This window comes from Pseudomonas sp. GR 6-02, from assembly GCF_001655615.1.
Taxonomy (GTDB): Bacteria; Pseudomonadota; Gammaproteobacteria; order Pseudomonadales; family Pseudomonadaceae; genus Aquipseudomonas.
The window spans coordinates 2,077,867-2,100,988 of the sequence record NZ_CP011567.1 but is presented as its reverse complement, the minus strand read 5'-3'; the positions used below and the strand labels follow the sequence as shown (position 1 = coordinate 2,100,988).

The 23,122-nt window shown below is 58.2% G+C and carries 23 protein-coding genes; 9 read left to right on the top strand and 14 right to left on the bottom strand.

The features are described from left to right. Positions 1-93: 93 nt before the first annotated feature. Positions 94-561: a GNAT family N-acetyltransferase gene (locus PGR6_RS09250; protein WP_064621220.1), complete on the top strand. Its 468-nt coding sequence runs from the start codon at positions 94-96 to the stop codon at positions 559-561. A 148-nt stretch (positions 562-709) separates the two neighbouring features. Here the strand turns inward: PGR6_RS09250 and PGR6_RS09245 are convergent, their stop codons facing one another. Next, positions 710-2,086, bottom strand: coding sequence for a dicarboxylate/amino acid:cation symporter (locus tag PGR6_RS09245; protein WP_064616888.1), 1,377 nt, complete (start codon positions 2,084-2,086; stop codon positions 710-712). Between the two features lie 107 nt (positions 2,087-2,193). After that, complete coding sequence (locus tag PGR6_RS09240) at positions 2,194-3,249, bottom strand: tartrate dehydrogenase (protein WP_064616887.1); 1,056 nt, start codon at positions 3,247-3,249, stop codon at positions 2,194-2,196. 137 nt (positions 3,250-3,386) lie between these two features. Here PGR6_RS09240 and PGR6_RS09235 point away from each other — a divergent pair, with 137 nt between their 5' ends. After that, a complete protein-coding gene (locus PGR6_RS09235) occupies positions 3,387-4,310 on the top strand; it encodes a LysR family transcriptional regulator (protein WP_019649489.1) in 924 nt (307 codons plus the stop codon). Between the two features lie 6 nt (positions 4,311-4,316). Here the strand turns inward: PGR6_RS09235 and PGR6_RS09230 are convergent, their stop codons facing one another. Then, positions 4,317-4,718 (bottom strand): DUF1801 domain-containing protein, encoded by a 402-nt coding sequence (locus tag PGR6_RS09230; protein WP_018928241.1) that lies wholly within the window; start codon positions 4,716-4,718, stop codon positions 4,317-4,319. A 164-nt stretch (positions 4,719-4,882) separates the two neighbouring features. Between PGR6_RS09230 and PGR6_RS09225 the strand changes: the two genes are divergently transcribed. Beyond that, positions 4,883-5,446, top strand: coding sequence for a histidine phosphatase family protein (locus tag PGR6_RS09225; protein ID WP_082920833.1), 564 nt, complete (start codon positions 4,883-4,885; stop codon positions 5,444-5,446). A 329-nt stretch (positions 5,447-5,775) separates the two neighbouring features. Beyond that, positions 5,776-6,261, top strand: a complete 486-nt coding sequence (locus PGR6_RS09220; protein WP_064616885.1) for an adenosine-specific kinase — start codon at positions 5,776-5,778, stop codon at positions 6,259-6,261. A 48-nt stretch (positions 6,262-6,309) separates the two neighbouring features. On the opposite strand, the gene PGR6_RS09215 is transcribed toward PGR6_RS09220, so the two are convergent. From PGR6_RS09215 to PGR6_RS09205, 3 genes are all read right to left on the bottom strand, one after another. Then, entirely contained in the window at positions 6,310-7,131 is an 822-nt protein-coding gene (locus tag PGR6_RS09215) for a MinD/ParA family ATP-binding protein (protein ID WP_018928244.1), read from the bottom strand. Between the two features lie 170 nt (positions 7,132-7,301). Continuing rightward, positions 7,302-7,676, bottom strand: coding sequence for a cupin domain-containing protein (locus PGR6_RS09210; protein ID WP_064616884.1), 375 nt, complete (start codon positions 7,674-7,676; stop codon positions 7,302-7,304). Positions 7,677-7,772: 96 nt separating this feature from the next. Further along, positions 7,773-8,585 carry an AraC family transcriptional regulator gene (locus tag PGR6_RS09205; RefSeq protein ID WP_018928246.1) on the bottom strand — a complete coding sequence of 271 codons (813 nt, stop codon included), beginning with the start codon at positions 8,583-8,585 and terminating at the stop codon, positions 7,773-7,775. 248 nt (positions 8,586-8,833) lie between these two features. Here PGR6_RS09205 and PGR6_RS09200 point away from each other — a divergent pair, with 248 nt between their 5' ends. Next, entirely contained in the window at positions 8,834-9,694 is an 861-nt protein-coding gene (locus PGR6_RS09200; RefSeq protein ID WP_018928247.1) for a CAP domain-containing protein, read from the top strand. 57 nt (positions 9,695-9,751) lie between these two features. Here PGR6_RS09200 and PGR6_RS09195 read toward each other — a convergent pair whose 3' ends face one another. From PGR6_RS09195 to ggt, 6 genes are all read right to left on the bottom strand, one after another. Further along, entirely contained in the window at positions 9,752-10,204 is a 453-nt protein-coding gene (locus tag PGR6_RS09195) for a GNAT family N-acetyltransferase (RefSeq protein ID WP_018928248.1), read from the bottom strand. A gap of 24 nt (positions 10,205-10,228) precedes the next feature. Next, positions 10,229-10,882 carry a peroxiredoxin gene (locus tag PGR6_RS09190; RefSeq protein ID WP_018928249.1) on the bottom strand — a complete coding sequence of 218 codons (654 nt, stop codon included), beginning with the start codon at positions 10,880-10,882 and terminating at the stop codon, positions 10,229-10,231. Positions 10,883-11,050: 168 nt separating this feature from the next. After that, complete coding sequence (locus PGR6_RS09185; protein WP_064616883.1) at positions 11,051-12,463, bottom strand: purine-cytosine permease family protein; 1,413 nt, start codon at positions 12,461-12,463, stop codon at positions 11,051-11,053. 223 nt (positions 12,464-12,686) lie between these two features. After that, entirely contained in the window at positions 12,687-13,718 is a 1,032-nt protein-coding gene (locus PGR6_RS09180; RefSeq protein ID WP_018928251.1) for a lysozyme inhibitor LprI family protein, read from the bottom strand. Positions 13,719-13,971: 253 nt separating this feature from the next. Beyond that, positions 13,972-14,505, bottom strand: coding sequence for a cysteine hydrolase family protein (locus tag PGR6_RS09175; protein WP_018928252.1), 534 nt, complete (start codon positions 14,503-14,505; stop codon positions 13,972-13,974). A 150-nt stretch (positions 14,506-14,655) separates the two neighbouring features. Further along, complete coding sequence (ggt, locus tag PGR6_RS09170) at positions 14,656-16,383, bottom strand: gamma-glutamyltransferase (RefSeq protein WP_028939763.1); 1,728 nt, start codon at positions 16,381-16,383, stop codon at positions 14,656-14,658. Between the two features lie 152 nt (positions 16,384-16,535). On the opposite strand from ggt, the gene PGR6_RS09165 reads away from it, so the two are divergent. Beyond that, positions 16,536-17,051 carry a methylated-DNA--[protein]-cysteine S-methyltransferase gene (locus tag PGR6_RS09165; protein WP_064616882.1) on the top strand — a complete coding sequence of 172 codons (516 nt, stop codon included), beginning with the start codon at positions 16,536-16,538 and terminating at the stop codon, positions 17,049-17,051. Between the two features lie 30 nt (positions 17,052-17,081). On the opposite strand, the gene PGR6_RS09160 is transcribed toward PGR6_RS09165, so the two are convergent. Continuing rightward, entirely contained in the window at positions 17,082-17,957 is an 876-nt protein-coding gene (locus PGR6_RS09160; protein WP_064616881.1) for a LysR family transcriptional regulator, read from the bottom strand. Between the two features lie 114 nt (positions 17,958-18,071). On the opposite strand from PGR6_RS09160, the gene PGR6_RS09155 reads away from it, so the two are divergent. Continuing rightward, a complete protein-coding gene (locus PGR6_RS09155; protein WP_064616880.1) occupies positions 18,072-19,289 on the top strand; it encodes a YbfB/YjiJ family MFS transporter in 1,218 nt (405 codons plus the stop codon). 21 nt (positions 19,290-19,310) lie between these two features. Here the strand turns inward: PGR6_RS09155 and PGR6_RS09150 are convergent, their stop codons facing one another. After that, on the bottom strand, positions 19,311-21,122 hold the full coding sequence (locus PGR6_RS09150; RefSeq protein ID WP_018928257.1) for an ABC transporter ATP-binding protein: 1,812 nt from the start codon (positions 21,120-21,122) through the stop codon (positions 19,311-19,313). Between the two features lie 246 nt (positions 21,123-21,368). Between PGR6_RS09150 and PGR6_RS09145 the strand changes: the two genes are divergently transcribed. Next, positions 21,369-21,782 (top strand): VOC family protein, encoded by a 414-nt coding sequence (locus tag PGR6_RS09145; RefSeq protein WP_018928258.1) that lies wholly within the window; start codon positions 21,369-21,371, stop codon positions 21,780-21,782. Between the two features lie 606 nt (positions 21,783-22,388). Beyond that, a complete protein-coding gene (locus PGR6_RS09140) occupies positions 22,389-23,117 on the top strand; it encodes a winged helix-turn-helix domain-containing protein (RefSeq protein WP_018928259.1) in 729 nt (242 codons plus the stop codon). The last annotated feature ends 5 nt before the right edge of the window (positions 23,118-23,122 follow it).

Sequence of the window (23,122 nt, the reverse complement as noted above, 5' to 3'; positions counted from 1 at the left end):
AACTCTCTTTGCTCCATTAGCGCCGCTGCAGAAGGGCCAGAATGAAATCCATCGTACTGGCGCTGGCTCCCCGTGATGATTAGAGTGCAAACGATGTCCGTCATACCTGTTGAAAGTCCTCCAGTAATGTTGGTTCCGGCTCACCCCGCCGACCTGGACAATCTTGTGGCCATTCGAATTGAGGCCATGCGCGAAAGTCTTGAACGGATTGGGCGATTTGATCCGATACGTGCACGTGAGCGTTTTATCAACGGTTTTGATTGTCGCAACACGCGTCACATTGAGCTGGCCGGTGAGCGAGTCGGTTTTATTGTGGTCAAGCCTCAGCTGAACGAACTGCTACTTGACCACTTGTATGTGCGACCGAATGCTCAGGGAACAGGTGTAGGTTCTGCTGTCCTCGAACAGATTTTCAAAGAAGCGGATGCCGCCGCGCTCCCTGTCAGGGTGGGCGCGCTCAAAGAGAGCGCTTCGAATCGGTTTTACATCCGTCATGGCTTCCAATTCGTCGAAAGCGGCGAGTTCGACAATTACTATGTTCGTCCGAACGCTGCACCTTGACGCAGTTTTTTACACCGCCTCGATCAGGAGCGAATGTTTCCGCGAGGCCAAAGGCACGGTTGCACCGGTCGAGGGGAAGAAGGCCTGGTTGCCCAACCGCCCCTCTGATCAAGCCCGCTCCCACATTTTTTGAGCTGCATGGTCCCGGCTACTTGGACTCGACATACACCCCTTGTGGGAGCGCGCCTGCTCGCGATGAGGCCATCGCGCTGGTTGGCGTCGATGCCGCAACAGCAACAGTGTCCGCCTGAGCCATCTCGGGCTTTGCCTCCGCGCCCTCCCCGTTCAGCGCCTTGTTCATCTTCACCGTATCCAACGCGCCGACCCATTTGGCAATGGCCATGGTGCCGACGCCGTTGCCGATGGTGTTGGTGATCGCGCGTGCTTCCGACATGAACCGATCGACGCCCAGCAACAGCACCATGCCCGCCACCGGAATGGTGCCGAGGGAGGACAGCGTCGCCGCCAGGATGATGAACCCCGAACCGGTCACCCCCGCCGAGCCTTTGGAGGTGAACATCAGCACCGCCAGCACGATCAACTGGTCCATGAGGGTCAGCGGCGTGTTGGTCGCCTGGGCAATGAAGATCGCGGCGATGGTGTAGTAGATCGCCTGGCCGTCCGGGTTGAAGGTCAAGCCCGAGGGAATGATCATCCCGGCGACGGGTTTGGAAACGCCGGCCTTTTCCATCTTGGAAATCATCTGCGGCAGCACCGATTCCGAAGAGCTGGTGCCCAGTACGGTGAACAGTTCTTCCTTGATGAACTTCAGAAATTTCCACAGGCTGAAACCGCTGTAACGGCAGATCGGCCCGAGCACGAAGATCACGAACACCGCGCAGGTCAGGTACACGCACGCCATCAGTTTGCCGAGGGAGAACAGCGAACCGAAGCCGTACTTGCCGATGGTAAAGGCAATCGCCCCGAAGGCACCGATGGGGGCCAGACGCATGACCATGTTGACGATGCGAAACATCCCTTGCATCAGGCTATCCAGCGTGTCGACGAACACTTTTGCGCGCGGCCCGACATGCGCCAGGGCAACACCCAGCAGAATGGAGAACAGCAGGATTTGCAGGACGTTGCCTTTGGCGAAGGCATCCACGATGGTGTCGGGGATGATGTTCATCACAAAGTCCATGAACGACGCATGTTTCACCGCCGTGGTGTAGGTCGCCAGACTGGACGTATCCAGCGAGGCGACATCGATGTTCATGCCTGCGCCGGGTTTGAACACATCGACCACGACCAGGCCGACCACCAGCGCCAGTGTGGAGACCACTTCGAAATAGAGCAGCGCCCGGAAGCCGACACGCCCCAACTCTTTCATGTTCTCCATGCGCGCAATGCCCGTCACCACCGTGAGGAAAATCACCGGGGCAAGCAGCATTTTGATCAGTTTGATGAACGCGTCACCCAAGGGTTTGAGCGCAGCTCCAGTCTCGGGAATGAACACCCCGACAATGGCACCGAGGATGACCGCGATGAGCACTTGTACGTAGAGTTTGCCAAATATTCTTTTCATGACAGGGCCCTGATTTTTTATTGTTGTCAGGAAATGCCAAAGGGTCAGATTCAGCGATCTGCCCCTTGGCGCTGTGCCGCAGTACGACTTTGAATCGGTGGGAAATATCAGCGGTTGATCAACGCAATGACTGCATCGGTGATCTGCCGGGTGGTGGCCGTGCCGCCCAGATCCGGGGTATGCAAACCGCTTTCGGTCACGGCTTCGATGGCCGACATCAGCTGTTTCGCCGCGGCCGCTTCGCCCAGGTGCTCGAGCATCATTGCCGCGGTCCAGAATGTGGCGATCGGGTTGGCCACGCCTTTGCCGGTGATGTCGAAGGCCGAGCCGTGGATCGGTTCGAACATCGAGGGGAATTTGCGTGACGGGTTGAGATTGGCAGTCGGCGCGATGCCCAGGCTGCCGGACAATGCGGCGGCCAGATCGGACAGGATGTCAGCGTGCAGGTTGGTGGCGACGATTACGTCCAGCGTCGACGGTTTGAGCACCATGCGCGTGGTTACGGCGTCGACCAGTTCCTTGTCGATCTTCACGTCCGCAAAGTCCTTGGCGACTTCGTAGAAGATCTCGTCCCACAACACCATGCCGTGACGCTGGGCGTTGGATTTGGTGACCATGGTCAGGTGCTTGCGCGGACGGCTGCGCGCCAGTTCGAAAGCAAAACGGTGAATGCGCTCGACCCCGGCACGGGTGAACACCGACACTTCGGTGGCGACTTCTTCCGGCAGGCCCCGGTGCACGCGACCGCCGTTGCCGGAGTATTCGCCCTCGGAGTTTTCACGCACCACCACCCAGTCGATCTGATCACCGTTATGCAGCGGGCTTTTCACCCCTGGCAGGACGCGGGCCGGACGCACGTTGGCGTACTGGTCGAAGCCCTGGCAGATCGGCAGGCGCAGGCCCCACAGGGAAATGTGATCCGGCACATTGAGCGCACCGACCGCGCCGAAGAAAATCGCATCGAAGGTTTTCAGTTCTTCCAGGCCACCTTCAGGGATGTAGTAGCCGTTTTTCAGGTAGTTATCCGAGTTCCAGTCGAAGTGTTTGAAGGCCAGTTCGAAGCCGGACTTTTTCGACAAGGCTTGCAGCACTTCGACGCCCGCTGCGATCACTTCCACGCCGATGCCATCACCTGGAACCGCAGCAATTTTGTATGCGTTCATCATCAACTCCACTCTCGTTACGTTCTTGTTGTGCCTGTCGAACGGGGGTGTTCAAGCAGGGTGTGAGCGGAGTATATGTAGTGAGCAAATGAGCGTGAGTTACTCCAAATCACTACATAGATGAATTTGAGTTACCAATGAGCCAGACCCTGGATTTGTCATTTTTCTACCTGCTGGCCAACAAAGGCAGCCTCGCCGCGACGGCGCGAGAGCTGGGCGTGACCCCGCCGGCGGTGAGCAAACGCCTGACCGCGCTGGAAGCACGGCTGGGCATCCGCCTGGTCAACCGCACCACGCGCTCGATGAGCCTGACCTCGGAAGGTGAACTGTATTTTTCCCATGCCGCGCGCATCCTGACGCAGATCGATGAGGTCGAGCAGCTCATCAGCAGCAGCCGGGCAACGCCGAAAGGCCTGATTCGCGTCAACGCGTCTTTGGGTTTCGGTCGTCGCTACATCGGCCCGGCATTGGGCGCGTTCTTCGCGCAATACCCGGAGGTGGAAATACAACTGGAAATCAGCGATCACCCGCTCGACCTGGCAACTCACGGGTTTGACCTGGGCATTCGTTTTGGCACGCTGCCGGATGCGGCCTTTCATGCGCGCAAGATTGCCTCCAATCGCCGCCTGCTCTGCGCCTCGCCGCTGTACCTGGAAAAGCATGGCGTGCCGCAACGCCTGGCGGATTTACAGCAACACAACTGCATCTTCCTGCGGCAAAACGAAACGCCCTACGGCGTATGGAGCTTTACCAACGGCGGGCGCACGCAAAACGTCAAAGTGCGTGGCGCGTTAGGCTGCAACGACGGTGAAGTGGCCCTCAATTGGGCGCTGGAAGGTCATGGGATTCTGCTGCGGGCCGAATGGGACATCGCCCGCTACGTGCGCAGTGGCCGTTTGCGCCTGGTGCTGGAGGACCAGACACCGACCCGCGCCGATGTCTATGCCATCTACCCGCAACAGTTGCACCTGTCGGCGCGAGTGCGCAGCCTGATCGATTTTCTGGTCGAGCGTTTCAAGCACATCGATCACTTGGATGAACCGGAATCTGTGCTCGACTGAACGGCGCTACGACAGATTGAGTGCCACGGCGGCGCGGATCAGCGCCTTCAAGGCTGTTTCATCAATCCGGTCGCCCTCATGAATATCGATGGCACGCCGGGTGTTGCCATCGAGGCTGGCGTTGAACAGTCCTGAAGGGTCTTCCAGCGAGGCGCCCTTGGCGAACGTCATCTTCACGGCATTCTTGTACGTCTCGCCGGTGCAGATGATGCCGGCATGGGACCACACCGGAACGCCCCGCCACTTCAACTCCTCGACCACATCGGGGTCGGCCTGTTTGATGAGCGCTCGAACCCGAGCGAGCGTCTCGCCCCGCCAATCATCCAGTGCCTTGATTTTCGCCTCGATCAGCGCAGAGGCAGAGCCTTGCCCCTCAGTGTCCTTTGAACCGGCCGTCTCCTTGCTCATGGTGGTTATCCCTCTTCATAATGATTGTCGCTCGCCTGCCTCTGGAGTATCGCTGACAGAACTACAACGCAGCCGCTGCAGTTTGACCCACAACGGGGCGTTTGCCTTCAAATCTCCGATGAGTGCAACCACTCACGGAATAGCAAAACAAGGACGTAGCAACAGTGGAAAAGGAAATTATCTTGATGCGTCATGGCCAGCCAGATCTGGCCGTGCAAGACAAAGTTTCAGCGCGCGATATGAAACGCTGGATCGAGCAATACGACCTGTCAGAAATCATCGACCAACCCGCCCCGCAATCGAGTGTGGCGCTGGCGCGTACCGCCAGAATGATCGTGTCGAGCAGTGCGCCCCGGGCGCTGACGTCGGTTCGAGCGCTAGGCCTTCAAGCCAGCGTTGTCGATGATATGTTCTGCGAAGCGCAACTGCCCCATGGACGATGGACACTGCCGCGCCTTTCACCGTTTACGTGGGCATTTATTCTTCGTGTTTTATGGTTGTGCGGTTTCTCGGGGAAGGTCGAGTCAGCCAGTAAGGCCAGAATGCGCGCCAATACGGCAGCTCAACGGCTTCAATCCCTTGCCGACGAAGGGCCTGTTTTACTGCTCGGTCATGGAATAATGAATCGAATGATTGCCAAGCACCTGGAGGCTACCGGATGGATTCGCCATACCAGCAATGGTAACCAGTACTGGAGCGCGACGGCCTATCGTATGAAACCGCGTTAAGGTACGACGACAGCCACAGACTGAATCCTGGCGCCCTGGCTGGTGGTCAAATTGGAGCTAATATTCATCTGTATTCCTCTGCAAAGGACTGCAATCAGGAGCCGGCTCAAGTTACTGACCAAATGGAATCGCATGATCGTGCGGTTGCAGATCGAGCACGAAATCAGTGCCCGGGATTTCGAGAAGTTCAGCTGGAAACTGGGCATCCCTTGAGGAGACTGGGTGATGTTCGCATCCACCCGGAGACACAGCCAGAGGAGCAGGAGATCGTCCCGGCTTGAATAGAGGCCCGATGCCGGTCCGCGACATCGTGACAGGAGGCGTTTGAGATGCAACTCATCACGTTGAAAATCGACAAACCGGAAGCGACGAATTTCATCTTTGGTCAGACGCACTTCATCAAGTCCGTTGAAGACCTCCACGAAGCGTTGATAAACGCCGTGCCAGGTATCCAGTTTGGCGTGGCTTTTTGTGAAGCCTCCGGCAAATGCCTGGTGCGATGGTCTGGCACCAATACCGCCATGATCGAGCTTGCGCAGAAAAACGCGCAAGCCATCGCCGCCGGCCATAGCTTCATCATTTTCCTCGGCGACGGTTTCTATCCGCTGAACGTGTTGAACGCCGTCAAAATGGTGCCAGAGGTGTGCCGCATTTTTTGTGCAACAGCCAATCCAACCGAAGTGATTCTTGCCGAGACGGAGCAGGGACGCGCGATCCTGGGCGTCGTGGATGGCTTCTGTGCCGAAGGCATTGAAGGCGACGAAGACATCCTGTGGCGCAAGAATTTGTTGCGGCAGATTGGCTACAAGCTGTGAAACACGTTTCGCGGCTGAGCTAACGATGGGCTGCCGCCGTCGACAGCCTCACCTGCCGGAATTATGCACGAGTTGCTCAACGAAGAACTCCACGTGCCCTCTCGGATGAGTCGGCAATGGCCAGCTGTCGACGTTGTGAGCAAGGGCCTGGAAAGCTTGAGCGCACTTGGAACGAGGGAAGGCTTCAAACACTGCGCGTCCCTTCTGCACGGCTTTGTGCGCACTTTCGTCGTTCGGCACCGCGCCGACGTATTGCAGCGAGACATCCAGGAACATTTCGGTAATCTTTTCCAGCTTGGCAAACAGATTGCGGCCTTCCGCCGGACTGCCCGTCATGTTGGCCAGCACGCGAAAACGCTGCAGACCGTAGTTCAGGTTGAGCAACTTGATCAGCCCGTAGGCGCCGCTGATCGAGGTGGGTTCATCGCACACCACCACCAGCACTTCCTGAGACGCGCGGATGAAGTTGATCACTGAACCACCGATACCGGCGGCCGTATCGATGATCAGCACATCCAGTTTGTCGCCGATATCGCTAAAGGCCTGGATCAGCGCGCGGTATTGCGCAGGCTCCAGATGAGTCATGTTCTGCAAACCAGAAGAGGCCGGGGCCACACGAATGCCTCCAGGCCCAGGCATGAGTGCCTCGGACAGCTCGCAACGCCCTTCGAGAACATCGGCCAGTGTGTAGCGCGGAGTCAGCCCCAGCAGAATATCGATATTCGCCAGGCCAAGATCGGCATCCAGCAATACGACGCGCCGCCCCATTTTTGCCAACGCCAACGAGAGGTTAACCGCTACCGTTGTCTTGCCCACGCCCCCTTTACCGCCAGTCACAGCGATAACTTGCACGCAATGCACATCATCCATTTGTCTTTCCCTTCCCTGCGCATCGTGTGCCAGCACGTAATGGCACCCTCCAGATGCCGCAAGAATAGCTGAAAAGCGCGCAATAGCTGCTTTATCTCCCGACGAGAGGCATTTTGCCGGCCTCCATCGAATCGTTTCAACGAAAAGGCCGGCAAAAACCACCAAAACGTCTAGATCCACACATCATTCATTGCGGTTCTTTCCCCGGCTTGATCACCGGTATTCAGCACACCTCGCGGCTCGATCAGCAACAGTTTCACCTCGCGTTCTGCATAAGGCTTGTGTTCGACGCCCTTGGGGACAACGTACATTTCTCCCCGCCCAACCACGACGGCCCGCTCCCGAAGATCGATGCGAAGCTCGCCTTCAAGGACGATGAAGGCTTCATCGGTATCGGCATGGGAATGCCAGACAAAGTCGCCTTCGATTTTCACCACCTTGAACTGATAGTCGTTCATTTCGGCAATCACCTTTGGCGCCCATTGCTCGCTGAACAAGGCATATTTTTCGGCAAAGTTAATCGCGGTGCAGGCCTGGGAATTCATTTAAGTCACCCTCATTGGACAAGATATCGAGCCCTGACTCTAGGGATGACCTAACGCTGCGTATTGCATGATTGTGCAAGTTGGCCGGGACCCTGCTCAATCAAGGCCCAACCTCTTCAGCCACCGGCCGGGGGAGACGCCGTAGGTCTGGACGAATTGACGCGTCATGTGACTTTGGTCGAAAAAACCTGCGCATACGGCCGCCTCTGCCATCGAGTGGCCCCCAATCATCAATGCTCTTGCCAGGTCGAGCCGGCGCTGGGTCATGTACCGATAGGGGCTTGTGCCGTACAGCGCCCGAAAATCACGGCTCAGGCTCCACCGGTCTCGACCACTCGCCTGGGATAACTCATCCAGGGTAATGACTCGATCCAGCGAGTCATGAATCAGCGCACGCGCGCGCTCGGCCGCTGCAAAATCAAATGACTTGCGCCGCCCACGCTGACCAGAGAGCGTATCCAGCGCCTGCGCGAGATCGTAAATGGCATCGTCTTCTTCCAGGGGTTCGATGCAAGCGTCGAGGTTTTGCAGCAGTACCTGGGTTGCGGCACCCAGCCGTGGGTCGCTCGATAAGCCACCCTCGATAAATGGCAACGGCTTGCCGCCCAGCACCTGCTGAATCAGGGCAGGTTCGATGTAGATCATCCGGTAATGAAAACCCGCTTCGGTACCGGCCTCACCGTCATGCACCTCGTCCGGGTGCAAGACGATGGTTTTACCGGGCAGGCTGTGGCGCTGGGATTTGCGGTACTGGAAACTTTGTACACCCGACAGCGTTCGCCCGATGGCGTAAGTATCGTGGCGATGCGGCGTAAAGCCATGGCCGCCAAAAAAGGCTTCGATGCGCTCCATCTTCAACGGCTGCGCCGAGCGCTTGACCCAATCCTTGTTGCCCTTGGTCTTAGTCATGTCCCTGTACCACTCGAATGATGTCAGTACGTTACCAGTGCGAGCGTCTGCTGTCCCAGACTCGTGACCCGTCTGAATCGGCCCTCTCAGCGTAGCCGTCAAATTTGTCTGTTCCCCTCGTGAACCAGTTTTGAGACCCGCAGTCATAGCCGTGCCGTAAAAGACGCTCGCCCAATGAAGCGCTCATGCGGTTATTGCTCATCTTTATCCCACCCTTATCGTCGTCAACTCATCAGAGCTGTCTGTTCATGCGCCCGACTGTCCGCTGCTGCCGCTTTATTTCGCTGTGCCTGATGCCTTTGTTTCCGCTGTTCGCCAGCCCCGCCCATGCCAGCGGGGAACGGCAACTGGTGGAAGTCATCAACGATTACCGCGCCGATCCCGACCGCTGCGCGGGGCGTGCGGTCAGGCCGTTACGGCCACTGGCGCTGAAATCGGACTTGTCCTTGCCGATCGGCTATGGCGGTGGTTTGCGGGAGGGGTTGAAGGCTAACGGCTATCAGGCTGTAACGGTACGGACCATCCGCCTGGTCGGCGCGCAAGATGCCGATGAGGCGTTCGACATGCTCCAGAGCGACTACTGTGGGGCGCTGCTCGATACCCAATACGCCGACATCGGTGTCACTCGTGCCCGCAGCGAATGGCGGGTGGTGCTGGCGCAACCGGTGCTCGACGGGCGTATCGGCGATTCGCGCGCTGCGGGCAAGACGTTGCTGGCGCAGGTCAACGCGGCAAGAGCCAGGCCACGCATGTGTGGGCGCCAACGCTTCGCCGCCGCACGGCCATTAACCTGGAACGCCGCCCTGGGCGCCGCCGCTCAAGGGCACAGCAAGGCAATGGCCTACGGCAACTACTTCGCCCACCAGGACCCCGACGGTGATATGCCGGCGGATCGCGCCAGAGCCGCCGGTTACCGCGGCCGGCAGATCGGCGAGAACATCGCCGCCGGGCAAGGCTCGCCCAGCCAGGCGATGTCCGGCTGGCTGGCCAGCCCCGGGCATTGCGCCAACCTGATGAACCCGATGTTTACCCAGGTCGGCGCCGCGTACGCCAGCGATTCGCGCAGCAACAAAGGGGTTTATTGGACGATGCTGTTTGGCGCGCCTTGAGTGAGGGTTTCGAACCGTCCATAGAAAATGGCTGGCGCTGGGGTCACAAGTTTGCGCCTACTTCAAGTCGAGACAGTAGGTGTAGTAACCCGTATCGCGCACATAGCCCAATGATTCATACAACCGTTGCGCGAGGTGATTGTCCGTGGCCGTTTCCAGCACCATGCCCTTGGCGCCGGTCAACAGCGCAAAGGCTCGGGCGGTGTTCATCAGCAACGTCCCTACCCCTCTGCCGCGGGCGGCAGGTGTGGTGAAGAGGTCGTTGAGCAGCCAGGTGCGGTGGGCGTCGATGGAGGAGAACGTCGGGTACAACTGGACAAAGCCGAGCGCTTCACCCGTGGAGTCCTCGGCGAAGAAAATCACCGATTCGTCCCTGGCGATGCGCTCTGCGATGAAAGCGCGAGACTGCATCAGGTTCGAGGGCTGGCCGTAAAAGCCTCGATAGGCGTCGAAGAGGCTGGCGACTTTATCGATGTGGGTTGCATCAACGCGCAGGACCTGGACGGCCATGTGGGTGGTCTCCGAACAGATGAATTACTTCGGTTGCGCCACGGTGCGCAAATAAGGTTTCAGCGTCTTGAAGCCATCCGGGTATTTCTTCCTGGCGTCCTCATCGGAGACCGAAGTGGGAATGATGACGTCCTCGCCCGGACGCCAGTTCACCGGCGTGGCAACGGTGTGCTTGGCGTTCAGTTGCAGAGAGTCGAGCAAACGCAGCACTTCATCGAAGTTGCGCCCTGCACTCATCGGGTAGATCAGCATCGCCTTGACCTTTTTGTCCGGGCCGATAATGAACACCGAACGCACCGTGGCATTGTCCACGGCAGTCCGTGCGCCGCCACTGGCATTCGGATGAATCATGTCGTAGAGCTTCGCCACCACCAGGTTCTCGTCGCCGATCATGGGATAGTTGACCGCATGCCCCTGGGTCTCTTCGATGTCTTTGGCCCAGGTCTTATGGTTACTGACAGGGTCGACACTGAGCCCGACGATTTTGGTGTTGCGCTTATCGAACTCCGGCTTGAGCCCCGCCATGTAGCCAAGCTCAGTGGTGCACACCGGGGTGAAGTCCTTGGGGTGCGAGAACAGAATCGCCCACTTGTCACCGATCCACTCATGGAAATGCAGCGGGCCCTCGGTGCTTTCAGCGGTAAAGTCCGGTGCTTCGTCGCCAATACGGATTGCCATGTTCGTTCTCCTTACAGTTGAGTCGTAGGGAAGTCGCCGGAACGCTGGCTGCTGTTCCGGCGGCATTCGGTGTCTGTGTTGAACCGTCAACGCGGATCAGTATAGGAGACGCTCGAGGACCCGGTAGTTAGCCCCGTGCCCGCCCTGCCCCCTTTGATGACCGGGCACTCAAGCCTGCGAACTGCGCTCGACCGACACCGCAAGCGCAGATGTCCTGGCCAGCCAGTAATAGAGCATGCCCGGCACCACCAGCCCGACGATCCAGGAAATATCGACACCACCGAGCTGCGCGACCATTGGTCCGGAGTAGAAGTGAGTGTCGACAAAAGGCAGCTGGACCAACACACCGAGCACATACACGCTGATCCCCAACACATTCCAACGGCCATAACGCCCCGCCGGGTCGGACAACGCCGGGATGTCATAGCGCTCCTTGTTGATGAAGTAGTAATCCACCAGGTTGATCGCGCTCCACGGCGTGAAGAACGTCAGCAGGAAGAGGATGAAGTACTTGAACGTGCTCAGGAACGAGTACTGCCCCAGCAGCGCCAGCGTGGTGGACGCGCCGACAATCACCAGCACAAACAGCATGCGTTTACCGGCGGATATTTCGAAGCCACGACGAAAGCCACTGATGATGGTGGCCACGCACATGAAGCTGCCATAAGCGTTGAGGGTCGACACCGTGACCTTGCCGAACACCACGCTCAAGTACAGCAGGGAGGCCATCACCCCGGTACTGCCCAACCCGACGATGGTGGCGACTTCATGCCCACGAAAATTCGCGCCCGCCAACGCAGCGGCGAACACCCCCAGCACCATGGAAGCCTGGGCCCCCACCACCGTCCCCAGGCCGACGGCGGTGAACGTCTTCCAGGATGAGGTCTTGCTCGGCAGGTAGCGTGAGTAGTCGGCCACATAAGGGCCGAACGCGATCTGCCAGGATGCGGAAAGAGACACCGCCAGCAAGAAAGTACTCCAGCCGAAATGGCGGTTTTCCAGCAACAGACCGATATCGTTGAGCGTCATCAACCGGGTAAACAGATAGACGAAGGCGATGATGCCCAGCACGCTCGCCACCCTGCCCACCAGGTGGATGACCCGATAACCGAAGAGGGTCAGAAACGCGATGCAGGAGGCGAAAATCAGGATGCCGGCGCTGTCACTGACATGGACCAATTGAGCAATGGCCTGCCCCGACAGTACCGCGCCGGTGGCGCTGAAGCCGAGGTACATCAGACACACCAGCACAATCGGAATCGCCGCCCCATAGACCCCGAACTGCACGCGACTGGAGATCATCTGCGGCAGCCCGAGCTTGGGTCCTTGTGCAGCGTGCAGCGCCACCACCGCGCCGCCGAGCAACTGGCCGACCAGCAAACCAATGAGTGACCAGAACACATCGCCACCCAGCACCACGGCCAGCGCGCCGGTCACAATCGCCGTGATCTGCAGATTGGCGCCGAACCACAGGGTGAACTGGCTGTAGAGGCTGCCATGACGCTCGGCTTCCGGGATGTAATCGATCGAACGAGTCTCGATCAGGGGACTTCGCTGCTGGGTATCGCTGACCTTGGTCATTTTTGTGTTCTCTTCTTATTGAGGTAGACGCTAATGCCAGTGAGCCAAAGTGCAGAACCTGTGGGAGCGAGGCTTTCGTCGCTCAAATTTCTTAACTTACCGGCATTGGGGCGTGCTTTTATTTCTGTTGTTCCGTTACCGCCCACTTCTATCGAGCCAACAACCGAGTCTAGACATAACTACTCGTCAGCATCGCATTAGCGCGGTCGCCAACGAGATTGCATTAAGGCATCAGATCCAACGGCATCACCTGCCCTTTCGTTCGCTCGTCATACCAATGCTGCAGCACATCGGGTAAGCGGCCTTTCCAATCCGACGCGTTGGTGTAGTAACGGGCTCGGGAATTGTTCTGCTCATCGAACACCAGCAGCACTAGCCAAAATCGAACGTCCGCTGTACGCATGAGGATGGCGGCGTTGGTATTGCCCAGCCCGCGTACCCACATTTCAGTCACTTCGGCGCCCGGCAGGTCATTCGACTCATCGCCGATCAGCCTGGAACTGCTGCTGTCCACCAGCGTCTGGTAATCGTCCTTGAGCAATTGCCGCAATGCATCGTCTTCTTGCTGTGTACGCGCCAACCCCAGACTCAGCAAATCGTTGTCCAGAGCCAAGGGCTGTTCCGACGCGACATAGCGCCCGGCATAGAACACGCCCATGCCCGCACCACAATCGGCATCGGCGCCGTCCTGGGTGACATCAAGCACGCCGTTGATGGCTTGGAAGGTCAACGCGCATGCACCTTCGACGTAATGCGCCTGAGTGCCATCCAGTTTGGCGACGCCATCCAGGTCGCCAGAGTTGGCGCCGCTCGCGGCAGAAACTTCGAAGACGAGATGAGTCGAATCCCGACGCTTTGTCTTCAACTCAGCTCCCGTCGAAACGCCCCAGGGAATGCGCTGCCAAGTCGCGTCCCAGGTAAACGGAATGGCCGCGTGTTCGAGTTCAGTGATGCGCATCAAGTACTGTTGGCGCAGGCAATCGATTTGGTCTGCGCAGCGGTTACGTTGTTTCAACCACTGACGCTGGTCTGCTTTTAACGCTTTAGGGGCGGTGACTTTTTCCAGCGTCGAGCGCCAGACCGCTCCCAGTTTTTGGTCCAGCTTCGACGTGTAAGCGTCGGCGCAAATGGCTTTTTCACTGGAGCTGGCGGCGCTGGTGCAATCGAAGCTACTGGCATGGGCTGCGGCAGAGAATGCGAGAAACCCCAGCAGTAAAGCGCGGCGAGCGTTAGAGCAGAACAAGGTCGGGGGCATGGGCAGATTCCATTCTTTGAGCGCGCCAGTATGCCGAGACAAACGTGAAAAGGCGCTTGTTTTGGTATGGCTCGCTCGCCACAAATCCAGCAGGAAGCGTAAAGGAGCACGCGGATCCGGACTGGATTGCGTCGGAGCGTTTTCAGGCGGTGGTGCGGCGGCTACAGACGGATTGAACAAAAAACGGGCGCCATGATCGGCGCCCGTTTCATTTGAAGCGAGAGGGAAATACATCCAGGAACCACCGATGCTTTCAGATATTGATTTCGCTGGCCGGCACGACATCGATCCGCGCCACGGAACCGGTCAGATGCGCCAGATCCTTGTTGTGTTCGGTGATGATGTCTTCGGCGCTCATCGTGCCATTGTCGATTGTGGAATGAGCATCGGACGCCAGCACCACATCGTAGCCTCGCGATAATGCCTCACGGACCGTGGCGTTGACGCAGTAGTCGGTTTGCAGGCCGCAGATAATCAGGCGTTCGACGTCCAGCTCTTGCAGATGTTCATGCAGGTGGGTCTGGTAGAACGAATCCGGGGTGGTTTTGCGCACGCGCAGGTCTTGGGGTGACGTCTTCAGGCCGTCTGCCAGTTGCCAGCCTTCGGCGCCGTATTGCAGCAGGTCGCCCTCTTCTTCGTGCTGGATCAGGATGACCGGAATATTGGCGACTCGGGCTTTGGTGCTGAGGCCGTTGATGGTGTCGATGACGCGCTGGATGTCGAAGCATTCATACTCGCCGGTGCACAGCGCGCGTTGGACATCGATGATCAGGAGTGCGGTGCTCATGGCTTCCTTCCTTAGACAGGTCGCTGGAACGATGGATTTCAACTCCCTTCTAGCCTGTAGCAACTTGCGAGGCTAAGTTTTGCGAGGATACGTTCAAGGGTCGGGGATCGAGGCCACCCAGGGAGTCGGGGTGGCCGATGATCGCCTGTTTCAGTAACCGAGCGACAGCCCGGTATTGCGCCGTGGATCGTTCGCCCCATAGAAGCGGTTCTTGCCCACGGGTTTGCCTTCCAGCGAAGGCGCACCTACCAGAATAGCTGCAATATGGTTGGGGTCCTGCGGGCCGGCAAACTTGTGGCCCCAACTTTCGAGCATCTTCTTGGTGTCCGGGCTGGTGGCGAAGTTCTCCAGGTTGGTTTCTTCCGGCAACCACTGCTGGTGGAAACGCGGCGCATCCACCGCTTCCTGGATGTTCATGCCGTAGTCGATCACGTTGAGCATGGTCAGCAGGGTCGCGGTGATGATGCGGCTGCCACCGGGAGTGCCGACGACCATGACGACTTTGCCATCTTTGGTGACGATGGTCGGGCTCATGGACGACAGCGGTGCCTTGCCGGGGGCAATGGCGTTGGCCTCCCCTTGTACAAGGCCGTACATGTTCGGCACGCCGATTTTCGAGGTGAAGTCGTCCATTTCATCATTGAGGATGACCCCGGTTTTGCTCGCCATCACGCCGGCGCCGAACCAGTCGTTGAGGGTGTAGGTCACCGATACCGCGTTGCCCCATTTGTCGACGATCGAGTAATGGGTGGTGTTGCTGCCTTCGTGGGGCGCTACGCCAGGTTTGAGCTCGCGGGACACGCCGGCCTTTTGCGGATCGATGGCGGCGCGGATTTTGGTCGCGTAGTTTTTATCCAGCAAATGGGCGATCGGATTTTTCACGAAATCCGGGTCGCCGAGGTAGCTGTTGCGGTCCACATACGCGTGGCGCATCGCTTCGATCTGGTAGTGCATGGCCTGCGCCGAGCGGTAGCCGAGGTCTTTCATCGGGTAGCCGTCGAGGATGTTCATGATCTCGCAGATCACCACACCGCCGGAGCTTGGCGGCGGCGCCGAGACCACGTGGTAGCCGCGGTAGTCGCACTCGATGGGTGCCAGTTCGCGGGTCTGGTATTTGTCGAGGTCGGCCTGGGTGATGATGCCCTTGTTGGCCTGGCTGGAGGTGACAATAGCGTCGGCCACCCAGCCTTTATAGAAACCGTCGGCGCCCTTCTCGGAAATTTCCCGCAGGGTTTTGCTCAAGTCTTTTTGCACGAGTTTCTGCCCGACCTGCATCGGCTCGCCATTGCTCAGGAAGATCGAGCCCGAGTCGCGCATGTCTTTCTTGAAGACGTCTGTGGCGTACTCCAGTAAATCGACATCGCCCTGCTCCAGCACAAAACCGTCTTCGGCAAGTTTGATCGCCGGGGCGATCACTTCCTTGCGAGGTTTGGTGCCGAATTTCTTCAGCGCCAGCTCCATGCCAGACACAGTACCCGGCACGCCGACGGCCAAATGGCCGCGGGTGCTGAGATCAGGGATGACGTTGCCCTGTTTGTCGAGGTACATGTCGGCCGTGGCGGCCAGAGGTGCTTTTTCACGGAAGTCGAGGAAGGTCTTGCGCCCGTCCGCCAATTGAATCGTCATGAAGCCGCCGCCGCCCAGGTTGCCTGCAGCGGGGTACACCACCGCCAGCGCATAACCCACCGCCACCGCCGCATCGACAGCATTGCCGCCATTCTTGAGGACATCGACGCCAACGTGGCTGGCCAGATGCTGGGCGGTGACAACCATGCCGTTTTCGGCCGCGACCGGGGCGACGGAGGCCGCATGGGCCATCAGGCAGCTCAGCGCCAATGAGGTCGCCATGAGCGATTTGGCAAAAGGTTCGAACTTCATGGGTCGGTCTCTTTTTTGTTTTTAGGCTCTGTAGAAAAACAGAGGGAACGGTTCAAAAGCAGTTGGCAAGTATGGCTGCTATTGCGTATTGCGCCTCCCCGGCGAGGCAGTATGCTGGGCCCCTGTTCAGCACGTGTGCGGAGTCCGCCGGCATGACCTACACCTTTACCACCCTGGCGTCGCCGGTCGGCGAGTTGAAGCTGGTCGCGAAAGGCACGCGTCTGGCGGCCATCCTCTGGGAAAACGACAAACCCGGCCGGGTAAGACTGGGGCCGATGAGTGAAGCGGCGGACAACCCGATCCTGATACGCGCCGCACAGCAGTTGCGGGAATACTTTGCCGGCACGCGTAATCAGTTCGAGCTGGAACTGGACTTTGCCGGGACGGACTTTCAGAAGCAGGTGTGGCAGGCATTGCTGACGATTCCGTTTGGCGAGACGCGCAGCTACAGCGAGATAGCCCGGCAGATCGGCAATCCCAGCGCGGTTCGGGCGGTGGGTGCGGCCAACGGCAAAAATCCGATATCGATCGTCGCGCCGTGTCATCGGGTGATTGGGGCGTCGGGGAAATTGACGGGGTTTGCCGGGGGGCTTGAGGCGAAAGAACGGTTGCTGACGCTGGAAGGCTGTGAATGGTCGGGGGCCGGCAGGATGGGTGATTTGTTTTGACTGAATGGGCACCGACACGAGCAGCCTGACTTATTCATTCTCCAGTGCAAACGCCTCGACAATCTGCTCAATCACCGCCCGCACCCGCGCGGTGTGGCGCAGGTCCGCATGGGTCACCAGCCACACTTCATACGGCAGCGGGCGCGTGCGTTCCGGCCAGAGCCTGACCAGCCCATCGCGCTCGCCCATGTACACCGGGATCTCCCCCACCCCGAGACCTGCGGCAATCGAACGACGCACCAGCAGGCTGGAACTCAGGCTGGCGACAATCCGCCCACGGCTCAGGGGTTCCGAGACCAGGGTCATGTTCTTGTTGCCCTGCAAGTACGGCTGATACACCACCAGATCATGCCCCTCGAAGGCCGAGCCCGGTTGCGGCATGCCGTTGGCCTCGACATAACTTCGCGAGGCGAACAGCCCCACCGGCCAGCGCGCGATGCGCCGGGCGATCAGGTCGGGGTTGTCCGGCCGGGTGTTGCGCACGGCGATGTCGGCTTCACGCTTGGCCAGGCTGAGGATTTGCGTGGAGGCGTCTAACTGCACCCGCACGTCGGGGTGCACCGCATGCAAACGAGCGATGGCCGGGATCAGAAAATCGATGGCCAGAGAATCGGTAGTGCTGACGCGCACATTGCCGATCAATCGTTCGTCGAGACCCTGAATCTGTCGCTCCAGCTCAAATGCCGAGAGCTCCATCTTTTCCACGGATTGCAACGCCGCTTCGCCGACCGCTGTCAGCGCATAGCCCTCGGAGGTGCGCAGAAACAGGGTCGCGCTCAACGATTTTTCCAGCGCGGCGATTCGCCGGCCGACGGTTGCCTGATCGACCTTCAGCACCCGCGCTGCACCGCGTAATGTCGATTCGCGACAAACCGCCAAAAACACTCGCGCATCATCCCAATTCATGGCGTTTCCTGTAGCGATGCATATACGCATCATCGTAGCGCGAAATCGCAGCAATATTGCATCAGCGTTCCTCGATATGCTGGAGGCCAAGCACAAATTCACAGGACCGCTCCCATGCACAGCACCTCCCTCGACACTGGGCGCAGCGCGATCTGGCTGCCGATCTTCGCCGGCCTCTGCGCCAGCCTGGTCAGTATTGGTCTGGCGCGTTTTGCCTACACGCCGTTGATACCGTCGTTGATTCAGGCCCAGTGGTTTTCCGCCAGCGACGTGGTGTACCTCGGCGCCGCCAATCTGGTGGGCTACTTGATCGGCGCACTGATCGGCCATCCGCTGGCCCGTCGCACATCCAACAAAGCCGCTTTGCGGCTGATGATGCTGGCGGTGACACTGGCATTTTTTGCCTGTGCCTTTCCGTTATCGGTGAGTTGGTTCTTCGGTTGGCGATTGCTGTCGGGGATTGCCGGTGGCGCGATCATGGTACTGGTGGCGGCGACCGTGTTGCCCCATGTGCCCACCTCGCGCCGAGGCCTGGCCAGCGGTGCGATTTTCCTGGGCATCGGCTTGGGCATTGCCGGCTCAGGCACCCTCGTTCCGCCGCTGCTGAGCCTTGGCTTACAGAACACTTGGCTTGGGCTCGGCGCCTTGGCCTTGATTCTGACCGCCGCCAGCTGGTTTGGCTGGCCGTCATCCGATGCCAATGAAACGGCTGCACCACACGCTCAGCACACCAAATCGCCGTTTGATCCCAACCTTTATCTGCTGTTTGCACAGTACGCGTTCATGGCTGCCGGGCTGGTGCCAGCCATGGTGTTTCTGGTGGATTACGTGGCACGCGGCCTCGGTGCCGGGCCCCATGTCGGTGCACTGATCTGGGTGATGTACGGCCTCGGCGCGATAGTCGGGCCGGTGAGTTATGGCTTTCTGGCCGATCAACTGGGGGCGAAGCTGAGCATCCGCGTGGTCCTGGTGGTACAGGCGATTGCCGTCGGCCTGCTGGCTATATCGAGTTCGTTCACCGCCCTGGCCCTGCTGGCAGTCATCCTCGGTTCGTTCCCACCGGGCATCGTGCCGCTGGCGCTGGCCCGAGTGCATGAGCTGGTGCCACAACACCATCACCAGCAAGTGGCCTGGAGCCGCGCCACGGTTTCATTCGCAACCTTTCAGGCCATCGCCGGGTTTGCCTACTCGGCGCTGTTCAACGCCAGCGGCGGTCATCACGGGTTACTGTTCGTCATCGCGGCCGGGGCCATCGTCGTCGCACTCTTGCTGGAACAGGCCTTGCGCTTGCTGAACCTGCGCGACCGGATGATGCCGGTGGGTTGTTCATGATCGCGCAACCCAAGTTTGCGGCTATCGATAACCACGCGCCTGCACGTTGAACAACTGCGCATAGCGCCCACCCGCCGCGACCAGGCTGTCGTGATCGCCTCGCTCAAGGATCGACCCCTGGTCCAGCACGATGATGTGGTCGGCATTGCGCACGCTGGAGAAGCGGTGAGAAATCAGCAACGTCATGCGCCCTTCGGTGTGTTGGCTGAAATGCTCGAACACCGCCGCTTCCGCCGCCGGATCCAGGGCCGAGGTCGGTTCGTCCAGGATCAGGATATCGGCGTCGCGGCGCATGTAGGCGCGAGACAAGGCGATCTTCTGCCATTGCCCACCGGACAGTTCCTGCCCACCGGCAAACCATCGCCCCAACTGCGTGGCATAACCACGATCCAGACGCTCGATGAAAGGCGCGGCCATGCCTTCGGCGGCCGCTTGCTGCCAACGGGTTTCATCGTTGAACGCCAGGGTGTCGCCCACACCAATGTTCTCGCCGACGGAGAACTGGTAGCGAATGTAGTCCTGGAAAATCACGCCGATGCGCCGTCTCAGCGCCTCTTCTTCCCAGGCCTGCAAATCACTGCCGTCCAACAAAATGCGGCCCTGATCAGGGCGATACAACCGCGTCAGCAACTTGATCAGCGTGGTTTTACCCGAGCCGTTTTCCCCCACCAGCGCGACACTGTGTCCGGGCAACAGATGCAGATCGATGCCCTGCAAAGCAGCGCGGCTCGCCCCCGGATAACGGAAACCGACACTCTCGAAACGCAACCCATCGCCGGGCACCGCACCCACTGTAAGGCTTCCGGCATCGGCCACCACCGGTTCGGCCAGATACTCATAGAGGCTCGACAGGTAAAGACCATCCTCATAGAGACCGCTGATCGCGCTCAAGCTGCTGCTCACCGCCGTCTGCCCCTGCTTGAACAGCACCAGGTACATGGTCATTTGCCCGAGGCTGATGCTGCCGTGAACGGTATCGACCACGACCCATGCATAGGCCAGATAAAACGCCGCGGTGCCCAGCAGTCCCAGCACAAATCCCCAGCCATCGCGACGCAACGTCAGGCGCCGGTCTTCGGCGTAGAGACGAGCAAACGTGTCCCGATAACGCTGCAACAACAGCGGCGCGAAGCCGAACAGCTTCACCTCTTTGATGTAGCCCTCATGGGAGAGCAGTGTCTCGATGTAGTTCTGCTGCCGACTCTCCGGCGCCCGGCGCGTGAACAGCCGAAAGGCATCCCCGGAAAAGTGCGCTTCGGCAAAGAACACCGGCAATGCCCCGACCACCAGCAGTACCAGCGCCCAGGGCGAAAAATGCACCAGCAACACGCCAAAGCTGATCAACACGATCAGGTTCTGGATCAGCCCCAGCGACTTCATCACCAGCGCCAATGGCCGGGTCGATGCCTCGCGCCGCACCCGAACCAGCTTGTCGTAGAACTCGGAGTTCTCGAACTGCACCAACGATAACGTCTGGGCCTTCTCCAGAATCATCGTGTTGACCTTCTGCCCCAACTGCACCCGCAACAGCGACTGCTGCACCGACAGCGCACGCTGCGTCCCGGACAGCAACGCAAGCACGCCCGCTTCAAACAGCACATAACGCACGACCGGCCACAACGGTGCGCTGCCCTGTTGCGCGTGCAACTGCATCGCGGTAACTACCGCGTCGACAATCCGCTGCCCCAACCAGGCTGCCAGTGCTGGCAGCACACCAGCGATCAGCGTCGCCAGCACCAACCCCAGAAACAGCCCGCGGGACGTACCCCAGACCAGCAACAAGGCACGCCTCGCCTGGTCGAGCAAAGAGGCGAAACGGGTAAGGACAGGCATGGGCGATGGACTCGGTGGCGGATGTAAAGGGGCGCTGCAGGTCATATGGTATGTGGAATGAGCGACGCCCGCTTTACGTGGATATGAGGTGATAAGCCTCGCCTCGCCCATAGGAAAAACATCTAAAAAAGTATCGTCGCTCACCACGTTTTAGCGCTTTGCTATGAGGAGTCAATGCCTATCGGGATTGGAAGACGAACCTGAACGTCCAACCGATGTGCCCCACTCCATCACCGGGAGCAGAACATGAAAATCACCCCCTACCTGATCTTCAACGGCGACTGCCAGGATGCCTTCAACTTCTACGCCAAAAGCCTGCCTGGCCAGATCGAAGTCATGATGACCTTCGGCGAAACTCCGGCTCGCGACCATGTGCCAGCGGACTGCCACAACCTGATCATTCATACGCGCCTGTTGGTCGGGGATCAGTCGATCATGGGGTCGGATACCACACCCGATCGCCCCAGCGCCGGCATGAGCGGTTGTTCGGTGTCATTGAATGTCGACCGTGTGGTTGAGGCAGAGCGAGTGTTTGCGGCATTGGCGCAAGGCGGGAGTATTCAAATGCCATTGGAGACGACGTTCTGGGCGGCACGCTTCGGGATGCTGGTCGATCGGTTTGGCGTGTCATGGATGATTAATTGCGAAAAAGACCAATGACCGGCTCTCCCCTTAGACTAATACTTAAGTATAATAGCCATCTGATATCATTCTTAGCTTTTTGTATTCAGTAACTAGGTAGAATAACTACACTGCTCACAAATTCAGCTCTTGACATAAAATATTACAAATATAATGCAAAAGGAGTAAATTAATATACCCCCGCTCTCATTTGCCCTAAAAAGAGGCGACAGTTGAACTGGCGCCTTTCGAGCGCGCACCAAACTGCCATAGAAGACCGTGGAATATCCTTATAAATCAACTCCAGAAATCAAAAATGCGGACTTCCGCACAGTTTATACGCAAGACTTCTCTGTGATGCCTCGTTCTGTAGCCCGATCCGCGGATCAGCCACGCTTCAGTGTTGATCATAGAAAAGTCAACCCAGACGGCCTAGTCCGACGCAAAGGCGCTCACCAACTAAATCGGATATCAAAAAATCAAATTGGCTAAAGCCTCCACAGTTGGCTATGTCATTGATTCAACTGAAACTACTGGCAATGGAATGGCACCTGCTGACAAGCTCAAAATGTTATAAAAAGTCAGATAATTTCAGTATTATGTGTATTAAGATTGCAGCGCCAGCACATATGAGTAATTTGCACGATGAGTACTGAGAGCAAAATCGAAAATAGCCAGAGGGGTATTCTCGCTATTGGGCGCACTTGGCGCTCGGCAGAGAAACTTCGACAGTTATTTGCACCCAATCTCACGCATATATATACATTAGATTACACAAACCCATTAAATCCAGATAGCGAAGCTCAAGCCCACGATGCCGTACTAATCGACATTGAAAGCCCTTCCATTCTTAATGACTGCCTGGCGCTCATCAAGAAATTACGTACGAGCCCAACAGAACTGTCCATTATCGTTGCAATCAATTTTCGTGCTCCGCAAACCAAAATTGAATGTTACCTGGCCGGTGCAGATCATTGTATCAATGTACCTAACGACCAGGATGAAAAAGCCAGGTTAATTTCAGAGTTGCTCGAAACACCTGAATGGCAGCCTGCCATTAAGTTGACCTTGGACCAAACATGCCTGCACTTATACAACGATGAACTCAAACTGGATCTGGCTTATCAGGAAATGAAAGCCCTGGATGCGCTTATCAATGCAGAAGGTAATATCCTGCACCATGACTCCATGGCCGAATCCATGGGTTTGAATATCAAACTCTATGACTCACGTGTTCTAGAGAAATCCATAAGCCGCCTTCGAAACAAAATCAAAAAGCACTTCGGCATTAACATCATTCATAGTGTTCGCGGTTATGGCTATCGATTGCTTCGAGGGGTCGTCTCAGTAAAGCAAGCAAACTTTCATTCTTAAAGGGA